The 18,123-nt window shown below is 72.9% G+C and carries 18 protein-coding genes; 11 read left to right on the top strand and 7 right to left on the bottom strand.

The window, feature by feature from the left end; translation table 11 throughout:
• Nucleotides 1-20: 20 nt before the first annotated feature.
• Nucleotides 21-1,220: a nitrate/nitrite transporter gene (locus tag ACVHNB_RS30280; RefSeq protein ID WP_428955352.1), complete on the top strand. Its 1,200-nt coding sequence runs from the start codon at nucleotides 21-23 to the stop codon at nucleotides 1,218-1,220.
• Here the strand turns inward: ACVHNB_RS30280 and ACVHNB_RS30275 are convergent.
• The gene (locus tag ACVHNB_RS30275; protein WP_456226322.1) at nucleotides 1,207-1,872 is read right to left on the bottom strand and encodes a GntR family transcriptional regulator; all 666 of its coding nucleotides are present in this window, start codon (nucleotides 1,870-1,872) and stop codon (nucleotides 1,207-1,209) included. The two genes, ACVHNB_RS30280 and ACVHNB_RS30275, sit on opposite strands and share 14 nt — an antisense overlap.
• Before the next feature lie 145 nt (nucleotides 1,873-2,017).
• Here ACVHNB_RS30275 and ACVHNB_RS30270 point away from each other — a divergent pair, with 145 nt between their 5' ends.
• The 3 genes from ACVHNB_RS30270 (at nucleotide 2,018) to ACVHNB_RS30260 (ending at nucleotide 5,380) form a co-directional block, all read left to right on the top strand.
• Nucleotides 2,018-3,493, top strand: a complete 1,476-nt coding sequence (locus tag ACVHNB_RS30270; protein WP_456226321.1) for an NCS1 family nucleobase:cation symporter-1 — start codon at nucleotides 2,018-2,020, stop codon at nucleotides 3,491-3,493.
• A 51-nt stretch (nucleotides 3,494-3,544) separates the two neighbouring features.
• On the top strand, nucleotides 3,545-4,495 hold the full coding sequence (locus ACVHNB_RS30265) for a glycoside hydrolase family 6 protein (RefSeq protein ID WP_456226320.1): 951 nt from the start codon (nucleotides 3,545-3,547) through the stop codon (nucleotides 4,493-4,495).
• Nucleotides 4,496-4,573: 78 nt separating this feature from the next.
• Nucleotides 4,574-5,380, top strand: a complete 807-nt coding sequence (locus ACVHNB_RS30260; protein ID WP_456226319.1) for a nucleotidyltransferase domain-containing protein — start codon at nucleotides 4,574-4,576, stop codon at nucleotides 5,378-5,380.
• On the opposite strand, the gene ACVHNB_RS30255 is transcribed toward ACVHNB_RS30260, so the two are convergent.
• Nucleotides 5,344-5,901 carry a 2'-5' RNA ligase family protein gene (locus tag ACVHNB_RS30255; protein ID WP_428955357.1) on the bottom strand — a complete coding sequence of 186 codons (558 nt, stop codon included), beginning with the start codon at nucleotides 5,899-5,901 and terminating at the stop codon, nucleotides 5,344-5,346. The genes ACVHNB_RS30260 and ACVHNB_RS30255 overlap by 37 nt on opposite strands.
• Nucleotides 5,902-6,040: 139 nt before the next feature.
• On the opposite strand from ACVHNB_RS30255, the gene ACVHNB_RS30250 reads away from it, so the two are divergent.
• Nucleotides 6,041-7,822 carry an FUSC family protein gene (locus tag ACVHNB_RS30250; protein ID WP_456228967.1) on the top strand — a complete coding sequence of 594 codons (1,782 nt, stop codon included), beginning with the start codon at nucleotides 6,041-6,043 and terminating at the stop codon, nucleotides 7,820-7,822.
• 93 nt (nucleotides 7,823-7,915) lie between these two features.
• Here ACVHNB_RS30250 and ACVHNB_RS30245 read toward each other — a convergent pair whose 3' ends face one another.
• The gene (locus ACVHNB_RS30245) at nucleotides 7,916-8,758 is read right to left on the bottom strand and encodes a S1 family peptidase (RefSeq protein ID WP_456226318.1); all 843 of its coding nucleotides are present in this window, start codon (nucleotides 8,756-8,758) and stop codon (nucleotides 7,916-7,918) included.
• 187 nt (nucleotides 8,759-8,945) lie between these two features.
• On the opposite strand from ACVHNB_RS30245, the gene ACVHNB_RS30240 reads away from it, so the two are divergent.
• From ACVHNB_RS30240 to ACVHNB_RS30230, 3 genes are all read left to right on the top strand, one after another.
• Complete coding sequence (locus ACVHNB_RS30240) at nucleotides 8,946-10,331, top strand: amidohydrolase (protein WP_456226317.1); 1,386 nt, start codon at nucleotides 8,946-8,948, stop codon at nucleotides 10,329-10,331.
• A gap of 90 nt (nucleotides 10,332-10,421) precedes the next feature.
• Nucleotides 10,422-11,111, top strand: a complete 690-nt coding sequence (locus ACVHNB_RS30235) for a DUF899 domain-containing protein (protein WP_456226316.1) — start codon at nucleotides 10,422-10,424, stop codon at nucleotides 11,109-11,111.
• A 190-nt stretch (nucleotides 11,112-11,301) separates the two neighbouring features.
• Nucleotides 11,302-11,484 (top strand): hypothetical protein, encoded by a 183-nt coding sequence (locus ACVHNB_RS30230; RefSeq protein ID WP_456226315.1) that lies wholly within the window; start codon nucleotides 11,302-11,304, stop codon nucleotides 11,482-11,484.
• On the opposite strand, the gene ACVHNB_RS30225 is transcribed toward ACVHNB_RS30230, so the two are convergent.
• The 3 genes from ACVHNB_RS30225 to ACVHNB_RS30215 form a co-directional block, all read right to left on the bottom strand.
• Nucleotides 11,417-13,417: an ABC transporter ATP-binding protein gene (locus tag ACVHNB_RS30225; RefSeq protein ID WP_428955362.1), complete on the bottom strand. Its 2,001-nt coding sequence runs from the start codon at nucleotides 13,415-13,417 to the stop codon at nucleotides 11,417-11,419. The genes ACVHNB_RS30230 and ACVHNB_RS30225 overlap by 68 nt on opposite strands.
• 201 nt (nucleotides 13,418-13,618) lie before the next feature.
• Complete coding sequence (locus tag ACVHNB_RS30220; protein ID WP_428955363.1) at nucleotides 13,619-14,059, bottom strand: hypothetical protein; 441 nt, start codon at nucleotides 14,057-14,059, stop codon at nucleotides 13,619-13,621.
• Nucleotides 14,060-14,116: 57 nt separating this feature from the next.
• The gene (locus tag ACVHNB_RS30215; RefSeq protein WP_428955364.1) at nucleotides 14,117-14,575 is read right to left on the bottom strand and encodes an ATP-binding protein; all 459 of its coding nucleotides are present in this window, start codon (nucleotides 14,573-14,575) and stop codon (nucleotides 14,117-14,119) included.
• 301 nt (nucleotides 14,576-14,876) lie between these two features.
• On the opposite strand from ACVHNB_RS30215, the gene ACVHNB_RS30210 reads away from it, so the two are divergent.
• The gene (locus tag ACVHNB_RS30210; RefSeq protein WP_456226314.1) at nucleotides 14,877-15,746 is read left to right on the top strand and encodes a helix-turn-helix domain-containing protein; all 870 of its coding nucleotides are present in this window, start codon (nucleotides 14,877-14,879) and stop codon (nucleotides 15,744-15,746) included.
• Nucleotides 15,747-16,019 carry a DUF397 domain-containing protein gene (locus tag ACVHNB_RS30205; protein WP_428955366.1) on the top strand — a complete coding sequence of 91 codons (273 nt, stop codon included), beginning with the start codon at nucleotides 15,747-15,749 and terminating at the stop codon, nucleotides 16,017-16,019. It abuts the gene before it with no gap.
• A 117-nt stretch (nucleotides 16,020-16,136) separates the two neighbouring features.
• On the opposite strand, the gene pdxR is transcribed toward ACVHNB_RS30205, so the two are convergent.
• A complete protein-coding gene (pdxR, locus tag ACVHNB_RS30200) occupies nucleotides 16,137-17,549 on the bottom strand; it encodes a MocR-like pyridoxine biosynthesis transcription factor PdxR (RefSeq protein WP_428955367.1) in 1,413 nt (470 codons plus the stop codon).
• Nucleotides 17,550-17,596: 47 nt separating this feature from the next.
• Between pdxR and ACVHNB_RS30195 the strand changes: the two genes are divergently transcribed.
• Nucleotides 17,597-18,094 (top strand): carboxymuconolactone decarboxylase family protein, encoded by a 498-nt coding sequence (locus ACVHNB_RS30195; protein WP_456226313.1) that lies wholly within the window; start codon nucleotides 17,597-17,599, stop codon nucleotides 18,092-18,094.
• The last annotated feature ends 29 nt before the right edge of the window (nucleotides 18,095-18,123 follow it).

Raw genomic sequence — 18,123 nt, 5'->3', positions numbered from 1 at the left:
ACCCTTCCTAGCGTGAAGGGGTGACGCCAACGGAGACAGCGCAGCACCTCAAGCCCCCGGCCGCGGCCTACCGCAACCTCGTCGTGGCCACGGTGGGTTTCGCGCTCACCTTCTGGGCCTGGAACCTGATCGCGCCGCTCGCCGGCGTCTTCGGCTCGGACCTGAAGCTCAGCTCGTTCGCCCAGTCGTTCCTCGTCGCGGTGCCCGTGCTCGTGGGCTCGCTCGGCCGCATCCCGGTCGGCGCGCTCACCGACCGCTACGGTGCCAAGCTGCTGTTCCCGCTGATCTCGGCGCTCACCATCATCCCCGTGCTGCTGGTGATCCCGGCCCGGCACAACTTCGGCGCGATGATCGCCGTGGGCTTCCTGCTCGGCCTCGGCGGCACCACCTTCGCCATCGGCATCCCGCTGGTGAACTCCTGGTTCCCGCCCGCGCACCGCGGCCTCGCGCTCGGCATCTTCGGCATGGGCATGGGCGGCGTCGCCCTGTCCGGCTACTTCACGCCGCGCATGGCCAAGCACGGCGAGAACCTGCCGTTCGTCGTCGTCGCCATCGCGCTCGCCGTGTACGCGGTCCTCGCGGCCGTCCTGATCACCGACCACCCCGACCGCAAGATCCCCACGACGTCGCTGGGCAAGCGGCTCGGCGCGGCCGGCAAGCTCCGCGTCACCTGGGAACTGTCGGCGCTGTACGCGATCGGCTTCGGCGGCATCGTCGCCTTCGGCGTCTACCTGCCCACGTACCTGAAGACCTGGTACGAACTGAGCCCCACGGACGCCGGCACCAAAGCGGCGGGCTTCGCCCTCGTCACGGTGATCTTCCGCCCCATCGGCGGCTGGCTCTCCGACCGGATCCACCCGGCGCTCGTCACCGCGTGCGCGCTCGCCCTGGTCGCCCTGTTCGCCATCGTCCAGGCCTTCGACCCGGCCCTGAACCCCATGGGTACGATCTGCTTCCTGCTGATGGCGGCGGGCCTCGGCACCGCGAGCGGCTCCGTCTTCGCGCTCGTCTCCCAGGTCACCCCGCAGCCCCAGGTCGGCTCGGTGACCGGCATCGTCGGTGCGATGGGCGGCCTCGGCGGCTTCGTCCCGCCGCTGGTCATGGGCGCGATCTACAGCGCCAAGGACTCGTACTCCATCGGCTTCATGCTCCTGTCGGACCTGGCCCTCGCCGGGTGCGTGTACGCGTACGGGCGGATGCGGAACGTCAGGGCGCAGTAGGCCGGCCGTCGTCGCCGAAGAGGTGCCGCACGGTGGAGCGGTAGTTGGCCCGCACGTGGCCCAGCGCCACCGCCCGCGCCCGCTCCGGGTCGCCGGCGGCCACGGCGTCGTACAGCTGCCGGTGCTCGTCGAGCTGTTTGGACCAGGCCTCGTTGCGCCGGGTCAGCCAGCGAAGGCGCCCGTCGACGGGCTGCATCACGCCGATCAGCAGTCCGTTGCCCGCCATGGCCAGGAGCCGGTCGTGGAAGCGGCTGTTGATGTCGGCGATCGTCTCGTCGTCGCCCTCCCGCGTGGCCCGCGCGGCGAGTTCGAGGAGTTCCTCCAGCTGCGCCAGATCGTCCCGCTGCGCCCGCTCGGCGGCGAGACCGGCCGCGTAGACCTCCAACGCCTCGCGCAGTTCGTACAGTTCGGTGACATCGGTGTGCGTGAGGGTGCGCACCACGGCCCGGCGCGGGGTCTCGAACGTCACGAATCCTTCGGCGAGCAGCGCCCGGATCGCCTCGCGCACCGGGACGCGGGACACCCCGAAGCGCTCGGCGAGCTCCCGCTCGACCAGGCGGTCGCCGGGTCGTAGGCGGCCGCCGATGATGTCCTGCCGCAGCGTGGCGAGCACACGTTCGCGCACCGCGCCCAGGGGTTCCACCGTCGTCATGCCTCCATCTTCGCCGATGCGGGGTGCCGGCCCGGCCCGGGGTCTTTTACCGAGCCTTAACCGCGTGGACATTGCGGGGTGTCGTGGGGAGCGGGACCATGACGCCGCTTTGGTATACCAACGCGGCAGCCCTTGGGAGGCTCCCATGTCCGTGGCCGAACCGGTGCACACGCGGAACAGCAGCGACTTCACCCCCGACCCGCGCCTGGTCAACGAGGACCTCGCCCCCGCGGGCGAACGCACGTGGAAGGTCTTCGACCTCTTCGCCCTGTGGATGTCCGACGTCCACAACCTCGGCAACTACACCTTCGCCGCAGGCCTGTTGGTGCTCGGCCTCAACGCCTGGCAGATCTTCACGGCCCTGCTCATCGGCTTCGTCCTGATCTACGCCGGCTGCAACGCGATGGGCCGCATCGGCCAGCGCCACGGTGTCCCGTTCCCGGTCGTCAGCCGCATCAGCTTCGGGGTCTGGGGAGCGAACATCCCCGCGCTCGTCCGGGCCGTGATCGCCATCATGTGGTACGGCATCCAGACGTACCTGGCGTCGGTGGCGGTGAACGTGATGGTGCTCGCCGCGTTCCCGGGCGTGGAGTCCTGGACGCGGCACTCGTTCCTCGGCCTGCACGCGCTCGGCTGGGCGTCGTTCCTCGCGCTCTGGCTGGTCCAGTCCCTGATCATCACTCAGGGCATGGAATCCGTAAGGAAGTTCCAGGACTTCTGCGGCCCGGCGATCTGGGTCGTCATGCTCGCGCTGGCCGTCTGGATCTGGGCGAAGGCGGGCTGGACGATCTCGCTGACGACGACCGTCCACCCGGTCTCCACGGGGGAGCAGTTCCGCCAGTGGTTCGGCGCCATAGGCCTGATCCTGGCGACGTACGGCACGCTGATGCTGAACTTCTGCGACTTCTCCCGCTTCGCCCCCGACTACCGGACCGTGCGGCGCGGCAACTTCTGGGGCCTGCCCGTCAACTCGACCGCGTTCGTGGTCCTCTCGGTGGTCGTCACGGCCGGCAGCCTGGAGGTGTTCGGAGAGGCGATCACCGACCCGGCCCTGCTCGTCGCCCGCATCGGCAACACCTGGGTCCTCGTCTTCGGCGCACTGACCTTCGCCGTCGCCACGATGGGCGTCAACATCGTCGCCAACTTCGTCTCCCCGGCCTACGACCTGGCGAACGTCTGGCCGCAGAAGATCACGTTCAAGGTCGGCGGGGCGATCTCGACGGTGGCGGCGCTGGTCGTGACCCCGTGGAACCTGTACTCGAACCCGAACGTGGTGAACTACTTCCTGGGCGGCCTCGGCGCCTTCCTCGGGCCCCTCTTCGGGATCATCATGCTCGACTACTTCTGGGTGAAGCGGGGCCGCATCGACGCCGCGGCCCTCTTCGACGCGCGGCCCGGCTCGCGCTACCACTACCGCGGCGGCGTGAACCCCAAGGCCCTCGCGGCGTTCGTCCCGTCGGCCGCCCTGGCCGTGGTCCTGGCCCTGGTGCCCGCCTTCGATTCCGTGGCCGCGTACTCGTGGTTCATCGGGACGGCCGGGGCGGCGGGGCTGTACGGACTGATCTGCCGCGGGGAACGCGCGGCCGCCGCGGCGGGGCCGAACGAGTGCACCCCCGGGTAACCCCGACCGGTCACCGCTCCCGCGCGCGGGAGCACCCCGCATCATCCGGGCATGTCCTTGTCCCCACGCCCCGTCCTGGGCGCCCTGCTGGCGGCGTTCCTGACGCTCGCACCGTCCGGGTCCGGGCCCACCACGTCCTTCTGGGTGGACCCGAACACGACGGCGGCGCGCCAGTCGGCGGCGCTCCGCGCGCAGCACCGCTGGGCGGACGCCCGGCTCGTCGACCGCATCGCCACCCGCCCCCAGGCGACCTGGCTGAACGACCCCAACCCCGGCCCCACCGTCCGCGCGGTCACCACGGCGGCGGCGCGCGCCCACCGCACCACGGTGCTCGTCACCTACCACATCCCGCACCGCGACTGCGGTCTGCACTCGGCCGGCGGCGCGGGCGACGCGGCGGCCTACCGCGCCTACGTCGACTCCTTCGCCGCGGGCCTGGGCTCCCGCGGCGCGTACGTCATCGTGGAACCGGACGCGGTGGCGTCGACGGTGGCGGGCTGCGCCGGCGCGAACGCCAAGGAGCGGTACGCCCTGCTCGCGTACGCGGTCCAGCGCATCGCCGCCCGCCCGAACACCCGCGTCTACCTGGACGCGGGCAACGCGAGCTGGATCCCGGACGTACAGCGCCTGGTCGCCCCGCTGCGGGCGGCGGGCGTCGGCCGGGCGGCCGGGGTGGCCCTGAACGTCTCCAACTACCGCACGAACAAGGAGACGTCGGCGTACGGGCACCGCCTGATCGCCGCCCTGGGCGGCGACAAGCACTTCGTGATCGACACCAGCCGCAACGGCAACGGCCCCTACGCGGGCGCCGACGCCTGGTGCAATCCACCGGGCCGTGCCCTCGGCGTCCCGCCGACGACCGCCACGGGGGACGCGGCGCTGGACGCGTACCTGTGGGTGAAACGCCCGGGAGAGTCGGACGGGACGTGCCGGGGCGGGCCGGGAGCGGGGCAGTGGTTCGCGGCGCGGGCGCTGGAGCTGGCGCGGAACGCGAAGGGGTAGCTGCTCGGCGTGGCGGGCGGGCTCGGGCGCGGAACAATCGACAGGAGAGCCGGGCGTGAAGTGACTACGGTGGCCGCCATGCCCGAACTCACCGACACCGCCTTCCTCGACCACCTCGCCGACCGCCTGGCCGCCCTCCCCGGCGTCCGCGCCGTCTCGCTCGGCGGGTCGCGGGCGCAGGGCACGCACAGCGAGGCGAGCGACTGGGACACCGCCGTCTACTACCGGGGCGGCGAGGGGCTGTTCGCGCCGCGCCATCTGCGGGAGATCGGATGGGAGGGCGAGGTCACCGAGATCGGCGGCTGGGGCGGGGGCGTCTTCAACGGGGGCGGATGGCTGGTCGTCGACGGACGGCGCGTCGATGTCCACTACCGGGATCTCGACAGCGTCGAGCACGAGCTCGCGGAGGCCGTCGCCGGGCGGTTCCGCGTCGAACCCCTGCTCTTCCATCTCGCCGGCATCCCCTCCTATCTCGTCGTCGCCGAACTCGCCGTCAACCGCGTCCTGCGAGGGGAGGCGCCCCGGCCCGACAGATACCCCGCCGCCCTGCGCACGTCCGCCGCCGAGCAGTGGTGGGGGAGGGCCGGACTCACCCTGCACTACGCCCGCGCGGGGAACGTGCCGCTGGGTGGCCGCACCGAGGTCGTGGGGGCCGTCGCCGTCGCCGCCATGCAGGCCGGACACGCCGTGCTCGCCGCCCGCGGGCAGTGGGTGACCAACGAGAAGCGGCTGCTGGAGCGCGCCGGACTGCGCGGGATCGACGCCCTGCTGGCAGACCGTTCGCTCGGGCTCGGTGAACTCGTCGACCAGGCACAGGAGTTGCTGGAAGCCGCGGTGAGCGCCGCCCGTCAGGAAGCGGAGCGGCCCGCGCCCAGCAAGGGATAGTCGGCGACATCGCGCCAGCCCGTGCCCGGGCCGTCCGTCACGATCAGGCGGACCGCGCGGATCTCGGAGCGGACGGGCAGGCGCGGGGTGAAGTCCGTGTCCGGGAGATCGTCCGTGCCCTCGCCGGCGGCGAGCGTCAGATGGGGATCCAGGCCCTCGCCGCCGAAGACGCCGCGGTACGGGACCGCCTGAGGCCAGCGCTCCCGCAGCGCCTTCGTCAAGGCGCGGACCGGGTCGGCGGGGGACGGGTGCAGATAGAGGACCCCCGGCCAGCGACGGAGCTCCCGGAACGCGAGGGTGAACGGGGACGCCGCCGCGATGACCGCCCGCAGTTCCGCCTCCGTCGCCGCGTCCAGACGCTCCCGCGGCAGGAAGGGGTACAGGACGGTCACGTGCGCCCGCGCCGGAGTGCGGACCAGCGGGTCCGCCTCGGGGACATGGATCGTCAGGGCCGTGTCGCCCGGGGCGTCCGGCCAGCCCGCGTCCGCGGACCGGCGCCGGGCGTTCTCGTCGGAGGGCATGGGCCAAGTGTCACATTGCGGAAATGCGGGCGTTCCCTCCCCTTCCACAACGTCCCTTACGGTGGAGGGACCAGTTACCGGCTGGCCGATGTCGTCCGGCGCCACCGCGTCCTCCCACGACAGGAGCCTGCGCTTCACCATGGTTCGCCCGCAGCCCCCGTACTCCCTCCCTCCGTGGCTCGCCCACGCCCTCCGCGCCCAGCGTGCCCCCGTGCCGTGGCCCGCCGTCGTGCGCGGGGCGCTCGCCGCCGGGCCGCTGCTCCTGACCGGCGTGCTCGCCGGGCGGCCGTCCAGCGGGGTGCTGCTCGCCCTCGGCGCCATGCTCGCCGGGGTCAACGACCGGCCCGGGACCCGGCTCGCCGCCGTATCGAGGCTGGGCGGGCCCGCGCTCGCCGGTGCCCTGGGCATGCTCATCGGCAGTGCACTCGCGGGGTTCGCCGGGAGCGGCCTCGTCATCGTCGCCGCCTTCGCCGGACTCGGCCTGATCGGCGGGGCGTTCAGCGCCGTCGGGCCCGTCGCCTCGGCCGCCGGGACGCAGTTGCTCGTGACCGTCGCCGTGGGGGCGGGGATGCCGCTGCCGGAGGCCGGATGGCAGCGGGCGCTGCTGTTCGCCGGCGGCGCCGGGTGGCTGGTGACACTGCGGGTCGCACTGCCGTCGCCGGTGCGCACGAAGGGGCTCGGCTATCTGTACGACGGGGAGCGCGCCGCCGTCGCCGGGGTGTACGACGCCGTCGCCGCGCTGCTCGGCGCCGCCGGCGGGCCGGACGCCCGCGCCCGCCGCGCCGCCCTGACCGCCGCGCTCGACCAGGCGCAGGACGCCCTGCGCGGGGGCGGGGCCGCGACGCGGCGGCTGCGGGCGCAGTTCGGCGCCGCGCTGCCGCTCGCCGAGGCCGCCACCGCGCTGGCCTGGACCGGGGAGCCCGTGCCGGACCGCGCCGCCGAGGGGCCGCTGCGGCTCGCCGCCGCCGTGCGGACCGGTGCGCCGGTCGGTGCGCTGCCCGCGCCCGCCCGCTCCGATGCCGGACTGCGGGCGCTGGACGAGGCGCTGCTGCGGGCCGCCGAGGCGTTCGACCGGGGGAGCGGGAGCGAGGGCGCCGTGCGTCGCCGCGTCTCGCCGACCGCCGCCGTGCGCCGGGCGGCTGGGCCCGCCGGGCGGGAGTACGGCCTGCGCGTCGGGCTCTCCTTCGGGGCCGGCGCGGCCGTCGCCCAGGCCCTGCAGCCGGTGCACTGGTACTGGCTGCCCGCCACCGCCGTCTTCCTCGTCAAGCCCGATCTCGGGCCGCTGGTCTCGCGCGTGCTCTGCCGGGCCGCCGGGACGGTCGCCGGAGCGCTGCTGTTCGCCGGGCTCGCCGCCCTCCTGCCGCGCCCTCTCGGACTGGTCGCGCTGGTGGGCGTGTGCGGGGCGCTGATCCCCGTCGCCACCCGGCACTTCGCCGCGCAGACCGCCGTCGTCACCGTGCTCGTCCTGTCCCTCGTGATGGCCGGCGGTGAGCCGGGGGCCTCCTGGAGCCGGATCACCGAGACGCTGCTCGCCTGCGCCATCGTGCTGATCGCCGGGCATCTGCCGTGGCCCGGCGCGCACCGGGGCGGCGGGGTACGGGTGCGGATCGCCGTCGCGCGCGAGGCCGCCCAGTCGTACGTACGGCACGTGCTGAGCGGTGACGAGGACCGGGCCGGCCGCTGGGCGCTGCGGCGGGAGGCCTACCGGACGCTGGCCGAGGCGAGGGCGGCCGTCGAGCTGGCCGCCGCCGAACTGCCCTTCCTGGCCCGGCACTCGCACGGATCGCGCCGGGTCACGGTGGTGCTGGAACGGCTCGTCGACGCGACCACCGCGTGTGCGGTGCAGGTCGATGACACGGGGCGGGTGCCTGTGCGGGACGCCGAGCGGATCGAGGTGCTGCTGGCGGAGCTCGCGGCGTAGCGCTTCGCGGGGGCCGGGTCGGCGGTGCCGAGCGGCTCGGCGCCGTGCCGCGCCCCTGGCGGGGCGCAGGCGGACCACCTGCGCCCCGGAGCGTCACGGCTTGGGCAGTGCACACCCCGGTGCCGACAGGTCGATCTTGTTGCCGGTGCCGACGCACGGCACGATCCCGTACGTCTGCTGCGCGTAGTTGATGCCCTCGCGCACCGTCACGTTGCCGCTCTCGTCCACCTCGCACGGATTGTTGTCCGTGCAGCGCCCCCCGTCCTCGTTACCGGTGTTGTTGACCGCGACGACCTTCCCGGTCGCCCGGTCGAGCACCGGGGAGCCGGACGTGCCGCCGATCGTCTGGCAGTCGGAGGTGTAGCGGACCGAGTCCTTCCAGGTCCACTCGCCCTCCTTGAGGTTGTAGGCGAAGCCGTCGACCGAGCAGTTGTACGTCTTCTTCCAGTAGCCGGAGACCACGCTGATCGCCGTGCCCTGGGTCGGGTGGTCCGCCGACAGTTCCAGGGCCTTGATGCCGTACGAGCTCTCGATCTGCTCGTAGGTGCTGGTGAGTTCGTAGAGCGAGACGTCGGTGTCCGTCATCGTGCCGTACGCGATCTTGCTCGCCCGCAGCGTCGCGACATCGCCGGCCGAGGAGTCGAGCAGGGTGAAGGTGCGCGACGAGGGCTGGTCGACGACGACCTCGCCGGGACCGGGGAAGCCGGACTCCAGGCAGTGGCCGTTGGACAGGACCAGGGCCGGGTCCGTCGGCTGGGAGTCCGGTACGCGGACGACGGAACCGGAACAGTTGCTGAGCGCGACCGTTCCGGCGAAGTCCACGGCCTTGGCTCTGGGCGCCGCCGACGCGCCGGACGCGTCAAGTGCCGTGGCGGGGACCGCCGCCGTTCCCAGGAGCAGAGCGGCGGAGAACGCGCCGACGAGAGACTTCTTCATGTGGGGGGTTCCTCTCCCGTGCTGAGAGTGGTGCACCGTGTGGGGGGACGGGCGTGCGTCATGAAGGGCGCACGCCCGTGCTTGGCATGAGCATTGTGATGGCGTACGGCTCAGCGGACAACAGTGCCTACTCAGCGAACAGGCCACGGCGGGCCGCGCGGACCCCGCCGCTCGCTACCGTGCCCCCATGGACGCCGCCACCGCCCCCACCGCCGACCTGATCGTCACCGGATGCACCGCCCTGCTGCACGCCGACCCGGACGAACCCGATCCCCAACTCGCCGCCGAAGGGATCCACTTCAGGCCCGACACCGCTCTCGTCGTACGGGACGGAGTCGTCGTCGACGTCACCGACAGCGCCGCCGTGGCCGGCCTGGAGAGCGCCGAACGGATCGACGCCCGCGGACTCGTCGCCCTGCCCGGACTCGTCAACTGCCATACGCACAGCCCGATGGTGGCCCTGCGCGGACTCGTGGAGGACCTGCCCGAGCAGGAGTGGTTCAACGACTGGATCTGGCCCATCGAGTCGAACCTCACCCCGCGCGTCGTGGAACTCGGCGCCCGGCTCGCCTGCGCCGAGCTGATCGGCGGCGGCGTCACCTGCTTCGCCGACCACTACTTCGCCATGGACACCATCGCCGAGGTCGTCGCCGGAACCGGACTGCGCGCCAATCTCGGCGAGGCCTTCTTCTCCTCCCAGGGGCCCGAGGGGCGGGAACGCTCCCTCGACTTCGCCCTGCGCCACCGAGGCGGTGCCGACGGCCGCATCACCACCTCCCTCGCGCCCCACGCCCCGTACACCGTCGACGAGGCCGACCTCGCCGCCACCGCTGAACTCGCGCACGAACACGGCCTGTTGGTGCATCTGCACGCCGCCGAGAACCGCGCCCAGACCGACACCAGCCTCGACCGCCACGGCCGCACCCCCATCGACATTCTCAAGGACACCGGCCTGCTCGACGTCGATGTCCTCATCGCCCACGGCACCGGCATCCTGGACCGCGACCTGCCCGCATTGCGGTCCGCCACCGGACGCGTCGGCGTGGCCAGCGCACCCCGCGGCTACCTGAAGTTCGGCTGGGACACGACACCGGTCCGCGCACTCGTCGAGGCCGGTGCGCACGTCGGCCTCGCCACCGACGGCGCCGCCTCCAACAACACCCTCGACGTCTGGGAGGCGATGACGCTCACCGCCCTCGTGCAGAAGCGGACCGAGCGCGACCCGCGCTGGCTGACCGCCCGTCAGGCGCTGCGTCACGCCACCCTCGACAGCGCCCGCGCGATCGGCCTCGGCGCGAGCATCGGCTCCCTCGCGCCGGGCCGCCGCGCCGACCTCGTCCTCGTCGACCTGAGCGGCCCGCACACGCAGCCCGTGCACGATCTCGCCGCGACCCTCGTGCACAGTGCCCGCTCCGGCGACGTGCGCACCACCATCGTCGACGGCCGGGTCCTGATGCGCGACGGGCGCCTGACCACGATCGATGTGCCTTCCGTGGCACGGGAGTTGAGTGAACTGCTGCCCGCGCTCGTCGAGCGCGGACACGGCCGGCGCATCCAGGAGTACGACACCTGAGACGGCGCGCGAGAAAGTTTCCCCGGAGCCGATGAGTTCCGCCGACACCCGCGGTCACCCCTTCGAGAGACCCCGACCCGAGGAGGAACCATGGGGCTGCCGAAGGTGGTCACCCGCGAGGAGTGGCGCGCGGCCCGCGAGGAGCTGCTCGCCCTGGAGAAGACGGCGACCCGGGCGCGCGACGCGTTGAACACCCGGCGGCGCGAGCTGCCCATGGTCGAGATGGACAAGCCGTACGTCCTCGAGGGCGCCGACGGCAAGGCCGAACTGTTCGACCTCTTCGAGGGGCGCTCCCAACTCGTGGTCTACCACTTCATGTTCGCGCCCGAGTGGGACGCGGGCTGCCGCAGCTGCTCGGGGTTCCTCGACCAGATCGGGCACCTGGCCCACCTGCGCGCCCGCGGCACGGCCTTCGCGGCGGTCTCCCGCGCGCCCTTCACCAAGATCCTCCCGTTCAAGGCCCGGATGGGCTGGACGACGCCCTGGTACTCGTCGAACCTCAGCGACTTCAACCAGGACTTCGGCGCCACGGTCGAGACCGACGACGGCCTCCAGGAGCGGCCCGCGCTCAGCTGCTTCCTGCGCGACGGCGAGCGGATCTTCCATACCTACTCGGCGTTCGACCGCGGCCTCGACAACATCGGGTTCACCACCAACCTCCTCGACCTCACCGCGCTCGGCCGGCAGGAGGAATGGGAACAGCCACAGGGCCGCGCCTCGGCCCTCGGCGCGCCCGCGGGCAGCGCGCGGATCCGGTACCACGACGAGTACCTCGACTGAGCGGACACCGCGAGCCCGTCCCCGCCCCTCCCGTCCCACCCTCTGCCTCCCGAGCGGAACGCGTCCCAACTCGGTGTCATTATCGTCACGTTGCGAGTCCTTACGCCCCCTGTCAGCGTTCTCCCTCATAAGGCGCCGGGACGGACCGGCGCCGGTACTTTCGGCACGATCACGGGGGCAGGGACGAACGATGATCAACGGACGAGTGGTACTGCGACGCTTCCCGGCCGGCGGGCCCCGCGGCTCCTGGCCCGCGGAGGAGTTCGCGCGCCTGCGCCGCCTGGAGGGCCAGCCGGCCGAGGTGGTCATGGACTTGGCGACGGATGCGTTTCTGGTGATCGTGCGGGAGGCGGCCCCGGAGCCCGTCGCGTGAACTGGTCCGCCTGGAGCCGGTACAGCTCGGCGTAGACCCCGCCCGCCGCCAACAGCTCGTCGGGCGAGCCCGATTCGACCAGACGGCCCTGCTCCAGGACGTGGACCAGGTCGGCGTGGCGGACGGACGCGAGGCGGTGCGTGATCAGGATGACCGTCTGGCCCGTGCCCGCCAGCGCCCTGATCTTCTCGAAGACCTCCAGCTCGGCCCGCGCGTCCAGCGCGGCCGTCGGCTCGTCGACGATGAGGATCCGGCCCTTGCGGAACGCGGCCCGCGCGATGCCGAGCCGCTGCCACTGCCCGCCCGACAGCTCGTGCCCGCCGCTGAACGCACGCGCGAGGAGGGTGTCGATGCCGCGCGGCAGGTCCCGTACGACCTCACCCGCGCCCGCCTGCGCCACGGCGTCGCCGACCCGCTCCTCGGTCGGCTCGTACGACGCGCGGCCGATGCCGACGTTGACGCGCGCGGTGAACGGCCAGCGCTTGAAGTCCTGCGCCACCATCGCGACGCGCTCGGCGAGCTGGACCCGGTCCGCGTCCGCCGCGTCGACCCCGTCCCACCGGATCCGGCCGCTCTGCGGGGTGTAGAGCCCGGCGAGCAGCTTCACCAGGGTCGTCTTGCCGGAGCCGTTCTCCCCGACGAGCGCGACGATGCGGCCCGTCGGCACCGACAGCGTCACGTCGTCGAGGGCGGGGCGGGCCGCGCTGCCGGGATAGGCGAAGGTCACGTTCTCGAACCTGATCTCCGCCGGCTCCGCCGGAAGCTGACAGCCGCCGCGCGGGATCGCCCGGCGGGCCGCCTCCACGTACAGCCGCTCCAGGTCACCGACGAACAGGGCGTCCTCGTGCAGGGAGTTGATCTCCAGGACGAGCGTGTCCAGGCTCTGCGAACCGGTACGGATCGCGATCACCGCCGTTCCCGCCACCGACAGCGCCATCGCACCGGTCAGCAGGAGCAGACCGAGCGTCGCGTACGTCGCCGTCGTCGCGAGGCCCGTCCAGGCCGCCGCGACCAGCCCGGTACGCGCCGCGAGCCGGGCGAGCCGCGCCTGTTCCGCCTCCTGCGTTTCCGACATCGAGCGGAAGTGGCGCAGCAGGAACGGACCCACCCCGTGCACCCGGATCTCCGGCGCCGCCGCCGTGTCGATGAGCAGGCTGCTGATCAGCCGGCCCGCCCGCGCGTGCTGCACCCACACGTGGAACGAGCGGTAGCGGCGCCGCGCGATCGTCAGGGCGCTCCACGCGCTCGGCAGCGTCATCGTCACGAGGAGCGGCAGCAGCACCGGATGCAGCACCGTCAGGACGCTCGCCGCCGCGATCAGTGAGATCAGCGCGTTCACCACGCGGGTCGCGATGGAGATCATCCGGCGCGCCGACGACGCCCCGTACTGCGCGGTGTCGAGCAGCTTGTGGAACGCGTCGTCCTCGATCGCCGCCAGCTCCACGGCCGCCGCACGCTCCAAGTACCGCTCCGTGGCCAGGCGTTCGACCTTCGGCTCCAGACGGCCCGTCGCGTACGTCGACGCGGCGCGCAGCAGCGCCGCCACCAGCAGTACGGCCGCCATGGCGATCAGCGCGGGCGCCGCGCCGCGCAGCCGGTCCGCCATCGGGCCGCCCGCGAAGAGCCGCGCCAGCACGCTGTTCACCGCGAGCAGGCTCACCGCCTGCGCGATCCCGCGGCCCGACTCCGCGGCCAGCACGACGCCCGCCGCGCGCCGGTCCGCGTCCCGCGCCAGCCGGAAACTGGACGCGAGCAGCGCGGGCAGCCGCGTCAGCATCGCCCGGAAGTTCAGCTGGAGAAAGGCGTCCTCGTGCGCCGACCAGCCGATGTCGTAGCGCAGCGGACCGCCGAACAGGAGCGCCTCCGACTCCGAGGTCACCGGTTCGTCGGGCTCGGCACCGTCCGCCCTGCCCGCCGATGCGGTCGTGCTCATCGAACCACCCCGTCCCCGTCGCGGCCCCGGGCAAGCGATGCCGGGTGCCTCACCCCGCAGTGCCATGTGCCGAGTACAAGAAGGGCCCGAAGTGCCCGCACTGGCAAGGGAGTTGTTCCACGACCGGTACGCTCCGGACACTTCCGGCCACCGGCGGCGTCCCCGGCGAGGGGTGGTGAGGAAAGGCGTGGGGCCCCTGGGTCAGGGAGCGCCCACCGACCGGGACCACGCCGGAGTCGTCCCGGTCACCCGGCACAGCGCCAGGTACAGCGGAATGGGCGGGGTGTACGGCACCTTGCCGTCCGGGCAGTGGATGAGGTCGGGGGCCTGCCGGGCGTCGGGCACCACGATCCCGGTGGTGTAGCGCGCGGGCGCCGGCCACTCAAGCGCCACGTCCGAGTCCGACGGCACGAGCCACCACCAGTGCGCCCCGTCCGCGTACACGCAGCCCATCCGCGGCAGCCGGCGCGTCATCGCGCGGGCGAAGACCTCGGGGACCGCCACCGCGTCGCAGCCCAGCGGCGCGGTCATGCCGTCCGGCACGCTCAGGCGCACCGGTTCGGCCGGGTGCGGGGCGCGTCGCCGCCGGGCGAGTCCGACCAGGGAGTCCAACTGCATCGTCCGCGTCGTCACCACGCCCATCCGTTCCCGTTCAGCACGATCGTCGTTCTTCGTCCGCCTGGTCGGGGCGGGCGTCGCTCACCAGGCCCAGCCGGTGCCGTCGGGGACCGGCACGGGCCCGGGACCCGTCACCGCCTCGGCGTCCCGCGGCAGCTCCGCCCAGACGAGCAGTCCGGGCCCGGTCTCCTGGGCGCCCCACGCGGTGGACACGGCGGCCACCAGAAGGAGCCCCCTGCCGTGCTCCTCCTCGGGCGCGATCCGGCCCGCGGGGCGGGTGTCACCAGAGATGCAGCCTTCGTCGCGCACCGCTATCCGCACCCGCTCACCCGCGTCGTCGCGCAGTTCGCGCAGCTCGCAGTGGATGCGGCGGCTGGCCGTGTGCACGATCGCGTTCGTGACCAGCTCGGACACGACGAGGGCGGCCGCGTCACAGGTGTCCTCGCACGCTCCCCATCGGCTGAGATGGGTGCGCGTCATGCGCCGGGCCTGTGCGGCGGAGCCCGGGTGGGGAGCCAGTTCGAAGCTGCTGCGCCGCACCGCGGACCCCACCGGGGTGGCCGAACGGTCACTGAGCGTAGCTTCGCCGACTTCTGTTCCTAAGGGCGCGGACGGAGTCACGCTTGCCACTATCTCCCCGTCGTGAACACTTGGCAAGAGCCACTCTGAAAAGTGCAGAGTGCAGTGTGCCGCGCGGAGCGGGCATGGCACACTGCTCGCAACAGCTCGTCGCGCGGCGCCCATTGGGGGCGAACCGCGGGGAAACGGCCGGTGAACCACCCTCTCCGGACCTTCTTCCGCGGCTGGATCCAGACACGTGAACTACTGGGAGGTAAGGGGCGTGAGCGAACCGCGGTCCGCGCCGACGGTCGGCCAGGTCGTCCTGGGCCGGCGCCTCCAGGACCTCCGCGAGAGCGCCGGACTCAAGCGCGAGGAGGCCGCGCGAGTACTCCGCGTGACCGCCGCGACGATCCGCCGCATGGAGACCGCGGAGGTCGCGCTCAAGATCCCGTACCTCCAGCTCCTCCTGAAGTCCTACGGTGTCGCCGGGGACGAGTCCGACGCGTTCGTGCAGCTCGCGGAGGACGCGAACAAGCCGGGCTGGTGGCAGCGGTTCCACGACATCCTGCCCGGCTGGTTCTCGATGTACGTGAGCCTGGAGGGCGCGGCCGCCCTCATCAGGTCGTACGAGCCGCACTTCGTGCCGGGCCTGCTGCAGACCGAGGACTACGCGCGCGGGGTGCTCCGATCCGGGGCCATAGGCCGTGAGCTCGCCGACGACCCCGAGGTCGTCGAACGGCACGTCGCCCTGCGCATGCAACGCCAGAATCTGCTCACCCGTGAGGACGCGCCCCGTCTGTGGGTGGTCATGGACGAGACCGCCCTGCGCCGTCCCGTCGGCGACCCGGACGTGATGCGCGGCCAGATCGACCGGCTGCTCGAAGCGATGGAGCAGCCGAACGTGACGCTTCAGGTCGCGGAGTTCGCGAGGGGCCCGCACCCGGGCACCTACGGCCCCTTCGTCCTGTTCCGATTTGCCATGTCAGAACTGCCGGACATGGTGTACAGCGAGTACCTGACCGGCGCGGTCTACCTGGACGCGCGACCCGAGGTGGCCACTCACCTGGAGGTCATGGACCGCATGGCGGCGCATGCCGCGACGGCACAACGCACAAAGGAGATCCTCCGCGATCTCCGCAAGGAGCTGTGAATGGACCGGATCAAGGACCGGATACGAGGCGTCGACGGCGAGCCGATCTACAACGGCATGCCCGCGCGTGAACTCGGCACCGAGGGCTGGCACAAGCCGTGGAGCGGCGGCAACGGAGGCAACTGCCTCGAAGCCATGAAGCTGGCCGACGGCCGGGTCGCCGTGCGTCAGTCCTCGGACCCGGACGGGCCCGCCCTGATCTACACCCCGGCCGAGATCAACGCGTTCATCGAGGGAGCGAAGGCGGGGGCCGCGGACTTCCTCCTCTCGTGAGACCTCTCGTGACACCAGTCGTGACACCAGTCGTGACACCTCTGGTGACACCGCTTGTGGCAGCAGGATCCTGACGGCGGGGGAGCGCCCCGAATGGGGCGCCGCGGGCCACCCCCGTCAGAGCACCGCGCACAACGCGTCGACCGCCGCCCCGTAGGCCCGCTCGGCAGCCGCCGCGTATCCCACGACCAGTCCGTCCACCGCAGGCTGCGACGCCTGCGGATGCCGGAACTCCGCCAGGCCCTCCAGTGCGATCCCCCGCCAGGCCGCGGCCTTCAGCACCGCCCGCTCACTGCCCGCGGGCAGCCGCAGCACCGCGTGCAGACCCGCCGCGATCCCGGTCACCTCGATGTGCGGCGCCCGCTCGGCCAGCGCGCCCACCAGACGGTCCCGGCGGAGCCGGTAGCGCTGGCGCATCCTCCGTACGTGCCGGTCGTACGCCCCCGAGCGCAGGAACTCGGCGAGCGCCAACTGGTCGAGGACGCCCGCCCACGCCTCCCGCTCGCCCTTGGCCGCCAGCACGCCGCCCACCAGATGCCGGGGCAGCACCATCCACCCCAGCCGCAGCGCGGGGGACAGGCTCTTGCTCACGGAGCCCACGTACACGACCCGCTCCGGATCCAGCCCCTGCACCGCCCCGACCGGCTTGCGGTCGTAGCGGAACTCCCCGTCGTAGTCGTCCTCCACGACCACACCGCCGTGCGTCCGCGCCCAGTCCACGACGGCCGCCCGCCGCTCCGGATGCAGCGGACCGCCCGTCGGGAACTGGTGCGCGGGCGTCAGCAGCACCCCGCGCACCCGGCTCATGCCGGTCAACTCATCGATGCGGGCACCGTCCTGATCGAGCGTCAGCGGCAGGGTCCGCACCCCCGCGCGGTCCAGCAGCGACCGGTGGAACCCGAGCCCGTACGACTCCACGGCCAACGGGCCCCGCAGCACCCGCTCCCCGTACAGCAGCCGCAGCGCATGGGCGAACCCCGAGCAGATCACGATGCGTTCGGGCTCGGCGCGCACCCCGCGCGCCCGCGCCAGATACTCCGCGAGCGCGGTGCGCAGCTCGACGCGGCCCTGGGGGTCGCCGGGCCCGAACGCCGCGGCCGGCGCGTCGGTCAGGGCGCGCCGGTACGCCGTCGCCCACGCCGCCCGCGGGAACGCCGAGGCGTCCGGCGTGCCCTGCCGCAGATCGTGCGCCGGGCCCTCCCGGCGCCGCGGCACCGCCTTCGGCACCCGCTCCGGCCGGCCCGGCGGCTTCGCCCGCTCCGCGACCCGGGTCCCCGACCCCTGCCGGGCGGTGAGCCAGCCCTCGGCGACGAGTTCGGCGTAGGCGTCGGCGACGGTGTTCCGGGCGACGCCCAGGTCGGCGGCGAGCGCCCGGTACGGCGGCAGCCGGGTGCCGGGGGAGAGCCGACCGGACCGGACGGCGTCGCGCAGCGCGGCGGCGAGCGCGCCCCGCCGGCTGCCCGACCCGGACAGCTCCAGATGCAGATCGACCCCGATCCGCTCCGCCGAATTGACCCACGATTCCGCCATGGAAATGCACCCTACAGCGGGTCTCTCGGGGCCGTAGATTTCCTGTCATGACGACGAACACGACGAGCAACACGACGACGGACACGCAGGTCGCGGCGGTCGTGCGGACCGACTTCGCCAAGTCCGCCCCCAAGGCGTTCCGCGCCCTCATCGGCTTCGACGCCGCCGCCCGCGCGGGTCTCGACCCGGCCCTGGTGGAACTGATCCAGATCCGTTCCTCGCTGATCAACAACTGCGCGTACTGCCTCCACATGCACACGAACGACGCCCGCAAGGCCGGCGAGAGCGAGGACCGGCTGCACCTGGTCGCGGTGTGGCGCGAGGCGCGGCATTTCTTCACGCCGAAGGAGCAGGCGGCGCTGGCACTCACCGAGGCCGTGACCGAAGTGGCCGACGCCGGGGTCCCCGACGCCGTCTACGCGGAGGCCGCGGCCCACTTCGACGAGGCCGAACTCGCCCAGGTCATCGCCCTGATCTGCACCATCAACACCTGGAACAGGGTGGCCCTGGCGACGGCGAAGCGGGCGGGCACCGACGAGCGCTGAGCCCGGCGGCAGCGGGGCGGGGGAGACGG

The sequence above is a fragment of the Streptomyces sp. YJ-C3 genome, from assembly GCF_053891275.1.
Note: the sequence above shows the minus strand (reverse complement) of the source record. Positions and strands in the feature narration are given on the sequence as shown.

Coding starts and splice junctions, on each gene's coding strand:
- ACVHNB_RS30245 (WP_456226318.1), bottom strand. CDS start 8,758: ATGAAGAAGTCTCTCGTCGGCGCGTTCTCCGCCGCTCTGCTCCTGGGA.
- pdxR (WP_428955367.1), bottom strand. CDS start 17,549: ATGGCGGAATCGTGGGTCAATTCGGCGGAGCGGATCGGGGTCGATCTG.
- ACVHNB_RS30270 (WP_456226321.1), top strand. CDS start 2,018: ATGTCCGTGGCCGAACCGGTGCACACGCGGAACAGCAGCGACTTCACC.
- ACVHNB_RS30225 (WP_428955362.1), bottom strand. CDS start 13,417: ATGAGCACGACCGCATCGGCGGGCAGGGCGGACGGTGCCGAGCCCGAC.
- ACVHNB_RS30275 (WP_456226322.1), bottom strand. CDS start 1,872: ATGACGACGGTGGAACCCCTGGGCGCGGTGCGCGAACGTGTGCTCGCC.
- ACVHNB_RS30195 (WP_456226313.1), top strand. CDS start 17,597: ATGACGACGAACACGACGAGCAACACGACGACGGACACGCAGGTCGCG.
- ACVHNB_RS30220 (WP_428955363.1), bottom strand. CDS start 14,059: ATGGGCGTGGTGACGACGCGGACGATGCAGTTGGACTCCCTGGTCGGA.
- ACVHNB_RS30265 (WP_456226320.1), top strand. CDS start 3,545: ATGTCCTTGTCCCCACGCCCCGTCCTGGGCGCCCTGCTGGCGGCGTTC.
- ACVHNB_RS30230 (WP_456226315.1), top strand. CDS start 11,302: ATGATCAACGGACGAGTGGTACTGCGACGCTTCCCGGCCGGCGGGCCC.
- ACVHNB_RS30255 (WP_428955357.1), bottom strand. CDS start 5,901: ATGCCCTCCGACGAGAACGCCCGGCGCCGGTCCGCGGACGCGGGCTGG.
- ACVHNB_RS30205 (WP_428955366.1), top strand. CDS start 15,747: ATGGACCGGATCAAGGACCGGATACGAGGCGTCGACGGCGAGCCGATC.
- ACVHNB_RS30250 (WP_456228967.1), top strand. CDS start 6,041: ATGGTTCGCCCGCAGCCCCCGTACTCCCTCCCTCCGTGGCTCGCCCAC.
- ACVHNB_RS30235 (WP_456226316.1), top strand. CDS start 10,422: ATGGGGCTGCCGAAGGTGGTCACCCGCGAGGAGTGGCGCGCGGCCCGC.
- ACVHNB_RS30260 (WP_456226319.1), top strand. CDS start 4,574: ATGCCCGAACTCACCGACACCGCCTTCCTCGACCACCTCGCCGACCGC.
- ACVHNB_RS30240 (WP_456226317.1), top strand. CDS start 8,946: ATGGACGCCGCCACCGCCCCCACCGCCGACCTGATCGTCACCGGATGC.